General features: G+C 63.9%; 12 protein-coding genes. 4 read left to right on the top strand and 8 right to left on the bottom strand.

All coding sequences use genetic code 11. The features are described from left to right. Positions 1–10 precede the first annotated feature (10 nt). Positions 11–991, bottom strand: coding sequence for an ADP-glyceromanno-heptose 6-epimerase (gene rfaD / locus ACNJX8_RS14690; protein WP_439361194.1), 981 nt, complete (start codon positions 989–991; stop codon positions 11–13). A 158-nt stretch (positions 992–1,149) separates the two neighbouring features. On the opposite strand from rfaD, the gene waaF reads away from it, so the two are divergent. Beyond that, entirely contained in the window at positions 1,150–2,220 is a 1,071-nt protein-coding gene (waaF, locus tag ACNJX8_RS14685; RefSeq protein ID WP_439361193.1) for a lipopolysaccharide heptosyltransferase II, read from the top strand. A gap of 174 nt (positions 2,221–2,394) precedes the next feature. On the opposite strand, the gene ACNJX8_RS14680 is transcribed toward waaF, so the two are convergent. Further along, positions 2,395–3,432 carry a glycosyltransferase family 4 protein gene (locus ACNJX8_RS14680; protein WP_439361192.1) on the bottom strand — a complete coding sequence of 346 codons (1,038 nt, stop codon included), beginning with the start codon at positions 3,430–3,432 and terminating at the stop codon, positions 2,395–2,397. 126 nt (positions 3,433–3,558) lie between these two features. Here ACNJX8_RS14680 and galE point away from each other — a divergent pair, with 126 nt between their 5' ends. From galE to ACNJX8_RS14665, 3 genes are all read left to right on the top strand, one after another. After that, positions 3,559–4,572 carry a UDP-glucose 4-epimerase GalE gene (gene galE / locus ACNJX8_RS14675; RefSeq protein WP_439361191.1) on the top strand — a complete coding sequence of 338 codons (1,014 nt, stop codon included), beginning with the start codon at positions 3,559–3,561 and terminating at the stop codon, positions 4,570–4,572. A 118-nt stretch (positions 4,573–4,690) separates the two neighbouring features. After that, positions 4,691–6,493: an ABC transporter ATP-binding protein gene (locus tag ACNJX8_RS14670; RefSeq protein ID WP_439361190.1), complete on the top strand. Its 1,803-nt coding sequence runs from the start codon at positions 4,691–4,693 to the stop codon at positions 6,491–6,493. Positions 6,494–6,530: 37 nt separating this feature from the next. Beyond that, complete coding sequence (locus tag ACNJX8_RS14665) at positions 6,531–7,232, top strand: fumarylacetoacetate hydrolase family protein (RefSeq protein WP_249756740.1); 702 nt, start codon at positions 6,531–6,533, stop codon at positions 7,230–7,232. 63 nt (positions 7,233–7,295) lie between these two features. Here the strand turns inward: ACNJX8_RS14665 and ACNJX8_RS14660 are convergent, their stop codons facing one another. The 6 genes from ACNJX8_RS14660 to ACNJX8_RS14635 form a co-directional block, all read right to left on the bottom strand. Further along, a complete protein-coding gene (locus tag ACNJX8_RS14660; protein ID WP_128932739.1) occupies positions 7,296–8,636 on the bottom strand; it encodes an MFS transporter in 1,341 nt (446 codons plus the stop codon). Positions 8,637–8,801: 165 nt separating this feature from the next. Further along, positions 8,802–9,260, bottom strand: coding sequence for a YybH family protein (locus tag ACNJX8_RS14655; protein WP_128932738.1), 459 nt, complete (start codon positions 9,258–9,260; stop codon positions 8,802–8,804). A 14-nt stretch (positions 9,261–9,274) separates the two neighbouring features. After that, positions 9,275–10,204 carry an aspartyl/asparaginyl beta-hydroxylase domain-containing protein gene (locus ACNJX8_RS14650; RefSeq protein WP_128932737.1) on the bottom strand — a complete coding sequence of 310 codons (930 nt, stop codon included), beginning with the start codon at positions 10,202–10,204 and terminating at the stop codon, positions 9,275–9,277. Between the two features lie 133 nt (positions 10,205–10,337). Further along, positions 10,338–10,493 (bottom strand): hypothetical protein, encoded by a 156-nt coding sequence (locus ACNJX8_RS14645; protein ID WP_007612486.1) that lies wholly within the window; start codon positions 10,491–10,493, stop codon positions 10,338–10,340. 177 nt (positions 10,494–10,670) lie between these two features. Beyond that, the gene (locus ACNJX8_RS14640) at positions 10,671–11,321 is read right to left on the bottom strand and encodes a phasin family protein (protein ID WP_439361189.1); all 651 of its coding nucleotides are present in this window, start codon (positions 11,319–11,321) and stop codon (positions 10,671–10,673) included. Next, a complete protein-coding gene (locus ACNJX8_RS14635) occupies positions 11,290–11,952 on the bottom strand; it encodes a nucleotide-binding protein (RefSeq protein ID WP_249756742.1) in 663 nt (220 codons plus the stop codon). The genes ACNJX8_RS14640 and ACNJX8_RS14635 overlap by 32 nt, the downstream gene beginning before the upstream one ends. Between the last annotated feature and the right edge of the window lie 41 nt (positions 11,953–11,993).

Here is an 11,993-nt window from a genome sequence, read left to right as displayed (position 1 = left end):
CGAGGGCGCCTCAGCGGAAGCGGTCGGGCCGGTCGAGATAATCCCCGACATAGGCCTTGACCGCGTCTTCGAGCGTCGTGAAGCCACCGTTGTAGCCGGCGCGGTGGAGACGATCGACCTTGCTCTGGGTGAAGTATTGATAGCTGCCCCGGATCGCCTCGGGCATGTCGATGTATTCGATATTGGGCCTTTTGCCGAGCGCGGCATAGGCTGCCAGCATCAGGTCCTTGAAGCTGCGTGCCTTGCCGGTCCCGACATTGAACAGGCCGGAGACCGACGGCGTCGCCAGCAGCCACATGAGGACGCGCACGACGTCGTCGACATAGATGAAATCGCGGCGCTGGTCGCCGTCTTCGATGCCTTCACGATGCGACTTGAACAGCTGCACGACGCGGCCCGCTTTCACGTCGTCGAAGCGGCGCGCCAGCACGCTCATCATCGAGCCCTTGTGGTATTCGTTGGGGCCGAACACGTTGAAGAATTTCAGGCCCGCCCATTGCGGCGGCAGCCGATCGCCGTTCGCGACGCGCAGGGCAACAGTGAGGTCGAACAGGTGCTTGCTCCAGCCGTACAGATTCATCGGCCGTAGTTTTTTCAGCGCCGGCAGCGAGGCGTCGTCGTCAAAGCCGTCCGCACCATCGCCATAGGTCGCCGCCGACGAGGCATAGATGAACGGCACCACATTCGCCGTGCACCAGTCCAAGAGGCGCATCGACAGGCGGAAATTGGTCTCGATCACGAGATCGCCGTCGGTGGCGGTGGTCTCGGAAATCGCCCCGAGATGGATCATGGCGTCGAGCTTGCGGCCCTCCAGCCAGTCGATCAGTTCGGCCGGCGGGACGATATCCACAAGCTGCCGCTTGGCGAGGTTGCGCCATTTGCCGTCAGCGCCGAGGAGATCGCAGACCACGACGTCGCTGCGGCCGGCCTCGTTGAGCGCGGCGACGACATTCGATCCGATAAAACCGGCCCCGCCGGTCACCAGCAACATTCCACCTACCTGCCCGATTTTCTGAAGGCCCGGTCCTGCCGTAGCGCATGATCCGCCAAAGTGTAAGCGGTTTTGGGATCGGTCCTCAGCCGGCTTTACCTGCCGGCCCGGAGCGGCTAACCGAACGGCCCATAGCTCGCCTTCGGCCCTATTAACAAATGAATATAGATTCGCAACTTAGTGGACATGCAGACCGGGACGACACAAGTCCGATCCTGATCATTCCCTACATGTGGATCGGCGATTTCGTCCGGAATCACACTGTCGTGAGGGTCCTGAAGCAGCGCTGGCCCAACCGGCCGGTCGATCTCCTGTCCACCTCCCTGTGCGCCCCGCTGGTCGATTACATGCCCGGCGTGCGCGCTGGCGTCGTCTGGGACCTGCCGCGTGGCCGGCTCGCAGTTGGCCGCCAGCTCAGCCTGGCAAAACTCCTGCGCGAGCGGAACTACGGCACCGCCCTGGTGCTGCCCCGGACCTGGAAGGCGGCCATCGCGCCCGCGCTGGCGGGCATTCCTGAACGGGTCGGCTTCGTCGGCGAGTTCCGGTTCGGCCTGATCAACCACTGGCGCTGGGGCGAGAAAAAATTGCCCCGCTTCATCGACAAGAACGCCGCCCTCGCCCAACCCGACGGCGCGCCGCTGCCTCCGGAATGGCCGGTGCCGCAATTGCGCGTCCCCGCCGAGGAGATCGTCCGCTGGCGGCAAGCCAATGGCCTCAGCGCCGGCGCGGCCGTGGCGCTGGCCCCCGGCTCGGTCGGCGTGTCAAAGCGCTGGACCTACTATCCCGAGGCCGCCCGATTGCTGGTCGAGCGCGGCCTGGAGGTCTGGGTGGTCGGCGGCCCCGCGGAAAAGGGCCTCGCCCAGGAGATCGTCGCTGCCGGCGGCGCGGGGGTGCAGGACCTCACCGGCAGCGATTTGCGCAACGGCGTGCTGGCCATAGCCGCCGCCGGCGTCGCGATCTCTAACGATTCCGGCCTGATGCATATCGCAGCCGCCCTGGGCACGCCCACCATGGGCATCTTCGGCCCGACCAGCCCCTACCTCTGGGCCCCCCTCAACGGCCTCGCCGCGACCGTCGTGCAGGACAGGAGCGTGCTGTCATGTCAGCCCTGCCAAAGCACGATCTGCAAGATGAACGATCACCGCTGCATGCGCGACATCGCGGCGAGCGAGGTGGTGGCGATTGCGCAGCGGGTGCTGGGTGAGACGGGGGCAAGGGCGACGACGTGAGTGGCGCGGGCGCCGATGATGACATCCTGCCAGTGTTTTGCCCGACAAGTCAACGGCGATTCGAAAAATCCGCAAGAAAAACAAGCTCACCGCCAAACCGTTGATTTCATTGTCCCCGGCTACGGTGCATGGGGTTGTTTTCGCACTTTTTGTTTGCACCCACGAAAGCAACGCTCAGAGCAGCGGGCGATAGACCTCGCCGATCCGCGCCGCCTCCGCATCCAGGCTGAAGCGTTCGAGCACCCTTGCCCGCCCGCGCGCGCCCATCGCGGTCGCGGCGTCCACATCACGCATCAGCGGCTCCAGCCCGGCGACCAGCGCATCCACATCGCCCGGCGGCATCAGCACGCCGGTCACGCCATCTTCGACCACGAGTTCGGCCGCACCGGCGCGTGCGGCGACGAGGGCGCTGCCGGCCGCCATCGCCTCGATCAGCGTCAGGCCAAAACCTTCGTTGCGCGAGGTGAAAGCGTAGATCGTCAATCGCTGATACCAGCGCTGCACCTCGCCGATCGGCAATTCGCCGGTGATGACGATGCGCGATTGCAGGCCGGCGGCCGCGATGCGCTGTTTCAGGTCGTTGGCAAAGGGCGTCTGCTCGGGCGTGACCTGGCCGACGATCACAGCGGTGAAATCAGGATGCCGCGGCAACAGCCGGCACATCGCATCGACAAACACGTCGGTGCCCTTCTGGGCGCGCACACGGCCGAAGCAGCCGATCGCGTAGCGGCCCGGCAGCGCCGCTTCCGCGAAGGCAGCGGCGCGATCTGTCGGCGGTGCGTAGACGTCGGTGTCGACGCCATGCGGAATCACCGTCGCCTTCACTTTGAGGAATGATGCCGAAATCTCGCTCGTTGCGATGATCGCGTCCATGCGCCGGATCAGCCAGCGCGTGATCCAGCTGTGATGCCGCTGCGCCGCCGAGGTGAACACGAGCTTCAAGGGCCAGCCCAGCGCGCGCAACGCGACGCCGGCGATCATCTCGTTGTTGCGGCGCGCATGCCAGACCAGCGGCGTCTTGCGACGCCATAGTTTCAGGAAATCCGCACGACTCAGGTGCGCAATCCCGTCCGGCGCATCGGAGCCGAACCACGCCGCGCGATACAGTTTCGCCAGCCGCGGCGCGACCATCCGATTGGTCGCGGTGACCCCGGAATAACGCCTGTGCAGATTTGGCACGATCACTTCGAGATCGCCGGGGAAATTCGCCACGTCATGCTCCGTTTAGCAGGTCCCCTATACGCAACATTAAGCATAGTGACCAGTTCAGCCGCGCCGATACCCCCTCTTCACCACGCCAGCGCTAGTTTTGCGCGTTGATCGAAGACGGGTGAGATCATGACTGTGCTTGTCACCGGCGGCACCGGCTATATCGGAAGTCACACGGTCCTGGCGCTGGCCGAAGCCGGCGAGGACGTCGTCGTGATCGACGATCTCTCCACAGGTTTCTCCACCTATCTGCCGGAAGGCGTGCCGCTGTTCATTGGCGATGCCGGCGACGAGAACCTGCTCGAAGGCGTGATCGCGCAACACGACATCGAGAGCATCATCCATTTCGCGGGCTCGGTCGTCGTGCCGGATTCGATGCGCGATCCGCTCGGCTACTATCGCAACAACTTCACGACCGCGCGCAATCTGCTCAACGTCGCGGTCAAGCGCGGCATCGGCCGCTTCATCTTCTCCTCGACCGCCGCCGTCTACGGCAATCCGGACCAGGTGCCGGTGCCCGAGCACGCGCCGACGCGGCCGCTGTCGCCTTACGGCTCGTCGAAGCTGATGACGGAGATCATGCTGCACGACGTCGCCGCCGCCTACGGCATGCAATATGTGACCTTGCGCTACTTCAACGTCGCCGGCGCCGATCCGCAGGCGCGCATCGGCCTTGCCACCGTCGGCGCCACGCATCTGCTCAAGATCGCGGTGGAAGCTGCCACCGGTCAGCGCGCCAAGATCGACGTGTTCGGCACCGACTATCCGACCCCGGACGGAAGCTGCATCCGCGACTTCATCCACGTCACGGACCTCTCGCAGGCGCATCGCTCCGCGCTGGCGTACTTGCGCAATGGCGGCACCTCGACGACGCTCAATTGCGGCTATGGCCGCGGCTATTCGGTGCTGGAGACAATCGATGCGGTGCGCCGGGTTTCGGGCCGCAGCTTCGCCGTGCAATACGCCCCGCGCCGGCCCGGCGACATCATGAGCATGGTCGCCGACACCAGCCGCATCCGCGGCTTGCTCGACTGGAAGCCGCAATACGAGGACCTCGAGACCATCGCCGCGCATGCGCTGGCCTGGGAGGACAGGCTGTTCCGCGAGCGCCATGGCGAGCTTCGCCACGCCGTCTCGGCCTAGAATCATCCCGAGCGCAAGCCCTTAATTGGGCTTGAAAAACCCCGCTTGAGCGGGCACAGAGGCCCATCGATCCCTGACGCGCGGGCAGGCTTTGTCCTGCGCCGTCAATGGACACCGGATGGCCCAGTTTCCAAAGAAAATCACCGACGATCCCTATGCGGCAGCGGTCCTGATTCGCCGCCTGGTCATGGAACAAGGGGTCGTCTACTGGCGTCGCTACCTCGTCGCCTTTGCGCTGATGGCGCTCGCCGCAGGCTCAACCGCATGCGCGACCTATGTGCTCGGCCAGGTCATCAACCAGGCCTATGTCGACAAGAACATCCCGGGCATCGCGATGTTCTCGGGCATCACGGTGGTGCTGCTGTTCATCAAGGGTGTGGCGACCTACGGCCACATGGTGATCCTGACCAAGATCAGTAACGCGATCCTCGCGACCAACCAGCGCCAGCTGTTCGCCAAGCTGATGCGCGAGAGCGTCGGCTTTTTCTCCGAGCGGCATTCGTCGGAATTTTTGGCGCGGCTGACCGCCGGCGCCAAGTCCATCACCGACGTGCTCAACATGCTGGTCAACGCGATCGGGCGCGACCTGTTGATGCTGCTCGCGATGATCGGTGTGATGGCGTGGCAGGACCCGCTGATGTCGTTCATCGGCCTTGTCGCAGTGCCGCCGGCGATGCTCGTGCTGCGCAAGCTGGTCAAGCGCATCAAGGGCCTTGCGCATAACCAGTTCACCGGCACCGCCGACATCCTGGAGACGATGCAGGAATCGCTGCAAGGCATCCGCACCGTCAAGGCGTTCACGCTCGAAGATACCATGCAGAACCGCATCGACGAGAACATCGCGGTCGTCGAGCGCAACGCCAACAAGATGGCCCGCGTCGCCAACCGCTCCAATCCGCTGATGGAGATGCTCGGGGGCTTCGCCGTCGCCGGCTGCCTGATGTACGGCGGCTACGCCGTGGTCGCGCTCAATGCGACGCCCGGCGCGTTCTTCTCCTTCATGACTGCGTTCCTGATGGCGACCGAGCCGGCCAAGCGGCTGGCGCGGCTCAACATCGACCTCAACAGCCAGCTGGTCGGCGCGCGCATGCTGCTCGAGGTCGTCGACAGCCCCGCGAGCGAGCAGTCCGACGACGACAAGCCGGCGCTGAAGCTGTCAGATGCCCGCATCGAGCTGCACGATGTCAGCTTCTCCTATCGCTCAGGCGAGACCGTGCTCAACCGCATGAGCTTCGTTGCCGAGCCCGGCAAGGTCACCGCCCTGGTCGGCCCGTCCGGCGGCGGCAAGTCGACCGTGCTGGCGCTGCTCTTGCGCTTCTACGAGGTGACGCAAGGAGAGATCGTGATCGACGGGCAGTCGATCAACTCGGTCTCGCGCAAATCGCTGCGGGCGCAGACCGCCTATGTCGGCCAGGACGTCTATCTGTTCCGCGACACCATCCGCAACAACATCGCCTTCGGCCGGCCGGGCGCGACCGAACAGGAAATCATCGAGGCGGCGAAGGCGGCCTGCGCGCATGATTTCATCATGGGCTTCCCGCTCGGCTACGACACGCCGGTCGGCGAGCACGGCACGCAGCTCTCTGGCGGCCAGCGCCAGCGCATCGCGGTGGCGCGCGCGCTGATCAAGAACGCGCCGATCATCCTCCTGGACGAAGCCACCGCCGCGCTCGATTCGGAGTCCGAGCGTCAGGTGCAGGAGGCGATCGAGCATCTCTGCCAGAACCGCACCACCATCGTGATCGCGCACCGCCTGCACACCATCATGCACGCAGATAGCATCCTGGTGGTCGAGGGCGGCGAGATCGTCGAGCAGGGCCGGCATGACGAGCTCTTGCGCCGCTCCGGCCGTTACGCCTCGTTCTTCCGCCTGCAACATCACGATGTCGGTGCACTGGCGCCGATCAGCGCAACCGCATAGAGTTCCTTATCAACCTCAAGAGCCGCGAGACCGCTTCATGAACGCCGCCTCCTACGTCATTCCGCTTCCGCCCCAGGCATCGCTTCCCGTCGTCGGGGAAAGCGGCCGCTATCCGGTGCGCCGCATCTGGTGCGTCGGACGCAATTATCTCGAGCACATCCGCGAGATGGGCAATGACGAGCGCGCCCCGCCGTTCTTCTTCGCCAAGCACGCCGACATGCTGGTGCCGGATGGCGCCACCATTCCCTATCCGCCGCTGACCAAGGATCTGCATCACGAGGTCGAGCTGGTCGTCGCGATGAAGAGCGGCGGGCTGAACATCCCCGCCGACAAGGCGCTCGACCACGTCTACGGTTACGCCGTCGGCATCGACCTCACCCGCCGCGATCTCCAGATCGCCTCGCGCAAGAAGGAGCGTCCCTGGGAGATCGGCAAGTCGTTCGACGGCTCCGCCCCCTGCTCCGCGGTGCAGCCGGCCTCGAAGATCGGCCATCCCTCGAAGGGCAAGATCTGGCTCACCGTCAACGGCAAGGAAGCGCAGCAGGGCGACCTCACCGAGCTGATCTGGAACGTGCCGGAGATCATCTGGCAGCTCTCGCAGCAGGTGAAGCTCGCCGCCGGCGACATCATCATGACGGGCACGCCGGCCGGCGTCTCGCAGCTCCAGGTGGGCGACAAGCTCGAATGCGGCGTCGACGGCGTCGGCACGCTGAAGGTGAGCATCGGCCAGCCGGAATAGGCTGAGCTCGAGATCACAGACAGGCCAAGCCCCGGACGTCACGTCCGGGGCTTTTTTGCGGCCTCAAGTTCGCCGCTCATGCGCGCCCACCGCGTTGATATCCTTCCCGGTGTAATCGGTCATCATCGCGGTTGCGGCCAGCGTCATGACAGCGCAAATCGCGATGTAGATCGCGATCGCGGTCGCCGAATGGAACGTGCCGAACAGCCAGGTTGCGATCAGCGGCGCCGGGCCGCCGGCGATCACGGATGCGAGTTGATAGCCGAGCGAGGATCCGCTGTAGCGCAGGCGTCCGGTAAAACTCTCGGCGATCAAGGCGGCTTGCGGCCCGTACTGCATGTCGTGCGGAATCAGCGACAGGATGATCGCAAGGAAGATGATGGTTGGTGATCCGGTGTTGAGCAGCGCGAAATAGACGAAGCCGAAGATGCCCGTCACGGCAGCGCCGATCATGTACATGTTCTTGCGGCCGATCTGATCGGAGATATGTCCGCACAGCGGGATCGAGACAAACGACAGCACCGAGGCCGAGAGCACCGCGGTCAGCAGGAAGTCGCGCGAAACGTGCAGGGTGCCGATGCCATAGGAGAAGACGAAGGCGGTGAAGATGTAGAACGGCGCCTGCTCCGACATGCGCGCGAAGGCCGACAGCAGGATCTCCTTCGGGTATTCCCGGATCACCGTCAGCATCGGCGTGCGGTCGACCTGACGTTCGGCCACGAGCTTTGAGAACACCGGCGTTTCGAGAATGCCGAGCCGGATATAAAGCCCGACGCCGACCAGGATGATGCTGAGCGCGAACGGAATGCGCCAGCCCCACGCCAGGAACTGATCGCCCGCCATCTGGCTGAACGCCAGCACGGCGAGATTTGCGAGGAACAGGCCGCAGGGCACGCCGAATTGCGGCCATGACGCGATCAATCCTCGGGATCGGTCGCTGCGGGCCCATTCCATCGACATCAGCACCGAGCCGCCCCACTCGCCGCCAACGCCGACGCCCTGAATGAATCGCAGCACGGTCAGGATCACGGCGCCCCAGATGCCGATGCTCGCATAGGTCGGCACCACGGCCACTGCGGCGGTCGCCAGTCCCATCAAAAGCAGCGTCGCGATCAGCGTCGATTTACGTCCGATGCGGTCGCCATAGTGTCCAAAGATTGCCGCGCCGATCGGGCGCGCGACGAAGCCGACTGCGTAGATCGCAAACGCCTCCAGCGTGCCAACCCAGGGATCGGACTGCGGAAAGAACAGCTTTGCGAAAACCAGACCGGTGACGGTGCTGTAGAGGAAGAAATCATACCATTCGATCGCGGTCCCTACCGTGGACGCGATCACCGCGCGACGAAGCTGGCGCTGATGCTCGGATTCAGTAAGTCGGGTGGCATCAAGGTCGAGTGTTGCCATGGGAGCGTTTCCCTCGAACAGCCCCCCGGTTGCGCATCTTTCACCGGTTATTCGTTGAGGAAAAAACGAGATCAGGTTCCAAGGGTTCCGGCCGAACTGGAACGAGAGTGTAAAACTTTAGTCGGCCAATAAAGCCGGCGGCGCACGCTGCCGGATGGGTTGGCTCTACCAGGCCTTTACCGGCCGATTGGCGTGGCTCGCCTGAGGCACTCCGCGGTTGAGCGACATGTGGGAATGCACACACAGCCAGCCGTCGGCGGTCTTGGAGAACACCATCGTCGCCCGCCCGGGGCGTGGAAACGCGCTGCCATCGGAATGATAGCCCGTGCTCGTCCACGGCGCGATCACGGTCACCATCGTGCCGTCGGACGATGCCAGGATCGAGGTCTGATCGAGCACGAAACGAAAATCGGTCGTCTTCGGCCAGACGTTGTCCCATTGCGTCGCGACCCATTGATCGAGGCCGGGGATGACATCGTTATGCGTGCCGAAGGCGAGCACATCCGGATGGAAGAGCGGCCGCGCCGAGGCATAGTCGACCTCGCGGACATAGCCCGCGAAGGTGTCCAGCCACTGGCGGAAGAACCGCACGATCTCCGTATTCGCGACCGGCAAGGGGCTCATCGCGAGGCGTCGATTCACCGCAACGCCGACAGCACGATGAGGCCGAGGACGAGCGCCGTCAGCGAATATTTCAGCGTGTAGTAGACGTTGCGGTTCCACTCCTTGACCTTGCGGCTGCCGAGATGGATCTCGTAGAGCTTGCCGAACACCTTGTTGAGCACGCCAACATTCTCGCCGTCGACGTTCTGGGTCGCCGACGCCTTGACGATGTGATGGCTGACCCAGCGGTTGATCGCGGTCATGAAGCCGAACTTCATCGGGCGCTCGACGTCGCAGAACAGGATGATGCGGTTGACGTCGGTCGCATTCTCGGCGCTGTGGATGAAGGTCTCGTCGAACATGAAGGCTTCGCCGTCGCGCCAGACGCATTCGACGCCGTCGACGAGAATCCGGCATTTGTTCGAGTTCGGCGTAACGAGGCCGAGGTGATAGCGCAGCGAACCCGCGAAGGGATCGCGATGGGCGCCTAGCTTGCCGCCCGGCGGCAGCATCGCGAACATCGCGCCGTGCACGCTCGGGATCGAGTTCAGCAGCTCCACCGTCTTCGGGCAGAGCGTGCGCGCCGAAGGCAGGAAGTCATCGTACCATTTCAGGTAAAACCGCTTCCAGCCGCTCTTGAAGAAGGAATAGAAGCCCCAGTCGTTGTTCTTGGCTGCGGCGCGGATAAAACCTTCGTCGAACAGGCGCACCGCTTCGTCGCGGATGGTCTCCCAGTTCTCGCTCAGCGGCTTCAGCTCGGGAAACTGATCGACCGAGATCACCGGCTTGTTGGGCACGGCCGAGCCAGCATACATCAGCACGTTGTAGGGTGCGAGGTAGGTCGAGTGATCGCCGAGCTGGCGCGCGAAGCGCAGCCGCTGCTTGCCGCGGAAGTGAACGTAAATCGTCGAGGCCGCCAGCACATAAAGAATGACAAGTTGCGGCGCAAAAAGCTGTTTCAGCATTTCCCCAATCCCAAGTGACCCAGCCGGTGTGTCGTGTAGCCCGACGGGGCCCGAGCGGCAAGATATTCACCGCCGGGTTGCAATCACGCTGGGGAGAGCCCTCGAGCGGAACTTGGGGCCGAAACCGCCCAAATCAGGCCCGCGACAGCGCCTGGAGGCCCTTGAACGTCAGCCGCTTGGGATCGGTGACGCCGGCGAGGTAGAGACGGCGGATGAAGGCGATGACGGCGTCGCGGTCGCAGTCGGTCAGCGCGACGACGGCGTCGACCGCGATTCTCTGGGCTTCCATTGGGCTCACCTCGGCCTTGCGAGTCACCCCGGCCGAGACAGGCTAGGACCCATCCGTTAATCCGGCGTTAACCGTTGGGCAGGATGGCCGATTCAGACGAGCGGCCGAATACGCAAACAACATTGGCGGGCGGGCTGCCCCGCCCCGGCCTCGGCGATATCCTGATTCCGATGCGCGCTAGTCGGCGCCGGACGTTCTCGCATTGCGTGTCAATGATTTCAGCAATTCGGCCTGCTGTCGCACCAACTCACACTGCTTTCGCGCATGTGAGCTCGACAACTCGACCCACTGCGAGAGCGTTCTCACGCGGCTCAACTCGCGCGTATACTGCAGCGTCGCGCCTGCATTCACTTTCATCAATTCGAGCACGACAGCGTGGCACTCAGCGGCAGCTCCGTCCAGGACGTCGCTTTCCTGACTGGCAATATCCTTCGTATATTCGAACGCAGTATGCACGCCTAACTTCATTGCCTCGAGGGCATGCGTCTGCATCTCTTTGGCGATCTCCACGGCGAGAGCGGAGGTGTTGCTGGCACTTTGGAATTGCGTCGAACCCAGCTCCACCTTCGTAAACGAGCACGTCGCGACGTTGTCGATTGCCGCGGGAACGGTCGTCTCCGCAGGCACCTTTCGAGCAGGCTTCTTTCGAGCAGCCCTGGCTGCCCGCTCGCTCCGGAGTCCATCGCCCCGTGGGACGGCGACCGGATCCGGCGGCGTCTCCAGGAAGCTCTCGTCGATTGTGCGGCTCACCGCCGCAGTCAGATCCACCAGCGACCGACGTTTGGCGCGTGCGCCATCAGCAGGCTGTCTCGACCGCGCCTTGCCCATGATGATTCGACTCCGCGAAGATGTGCTCCGAAATCCAGCGCCACAGCCCAACGATCTCGTCCGAGGCTTTTCCGTCCGGCGCAAACTCGGTGACGCCCAAGCCTACCCCGAGCGCATCCTGATGGTCGTTGCGCTGTCCAATAAAGGGAAGCGCAAGCACCCCAAGCGAGTTGAGCGACGTGGCAGCTTCACTCAGCCGGCACCCCCGTGTGGGCGTCTGATTGAGAATGAAGGCAAACCGGCGGTTACCCCTACGAATGGCCAACAGCGTAGGGATGGCAGCTTCGATATCGGCCGGGCTCGGACGCGCCGGAATGAGACAGAGGTCGGCATTGGTGATGGCGCGCAGCGCCAGTGCGTTGTTCGTGGCGGCCGTGTCGATGATTGCGAGCCCAATCCCTTCGGCCTGGAGCCGAGATAGCACCGGCTCGATCTCTGCCGGATCCGCAACGCACTCGACACGAGGATAGGAATTCTCGCGACGCTCTTTCCATTTCGAGATGGTGCCCTGCGCGTCCGCCTCAATGAGAGCAACGCGCTCTTCGCATTCCATCGCGGCCACGGCAAGCCCGACAGCCAGCGTACTCTTACCGCTTCCACCTTTCTGCGTGACCAGAGCAAGCACGTGCACGTCCCGCGCTCCCATCAATGCCAGCGACGCGGAACTCAGGC

This window comes from Bradyrhizobium sp. SPXBL-04 (assembly GCF_051853035.1).
In the GTDB taxonomy this organism is placed as follows: Bacteria; Pseudomonadota; Alphaproteobacteria; order Rhizobiales; family Xanthobacteraceae; genus Bradyrhizobium; species Bradyrhizobium zhanjiangense.
Note: the sequence above shows the minus strand (reverse complement) of the source record. Positions and strands in the feature narration are given on the sequence as shown.

Coding starts and splice junctions, on each gene's coding strand:
- ACNJX8_RS14650 (WP_128932737.1), bottom strand. CDS start 10,204: ATGCTGAAACAGCTTTTTGCGCCGCAACTTGTCATTCTTTATGTGCTG.
- ACNJX8_RS14645 (WP_007612486.1), bottom strand. CDS start 10,493: ATGGAAGCCCAGAGAATCGCGGTCGACGCCGTCGTCGCGCTGACCGAC.
- ACNJX8_RS14640 (WP_439361189.1), bottom strand. CDS start 11,321: ATGGGCAAGGCGCGGTCGAGACAGCCTGCTGATGGCGCACGCGCCAAA.
- ACNJX8_RS14670 (WP_439361190.1), top strand. CDS start 4,691: ATGGCCCAGTTTCCAAAGAAAATCACCGACGATCCCTATGCGGCAGCG.
- waaF (WP_439361193.1), top strand. CDS start 1,150: ATGAATATAGATTCGCAACTTAGTGGACATGCAGACCGGGACGACACA.
- galE (WP_439361191.1), top strand. CDS start 3,559: ATGACTGTGCTTGTCACCGGCGGCACCGGCTATATCGGAAGTCACACG.
- ACNJX8_RS14665 (WP_249756740.1), top strand. CDS start 6,531: ATGAACGCCGCCTCCTACGTCATTCCGCTTCCGCCCCAGGCATCGCTT.
- ACNJX8_RS14655 (WP_128932738.1), bottom strand. CDS start 9,260: ATGAGCCCCTTGCCGGTCGCGAATACGGAGATCGTGCGGTTCTTCCGC.
- rfaD (WP_439361194.1), bottom strand. CDS start 991: ATGTTGCTGGTGACCGGCGGGGCCGGTTTTATCGGATCGAATGTCGTC.
- ACNJX8_RS14660 (WP_128932739.1), bottom strand. CDS start 8,636: ATGGCAACACTCGACCTTGATGCCACCCGACTTACTGAATCCGAGCAT.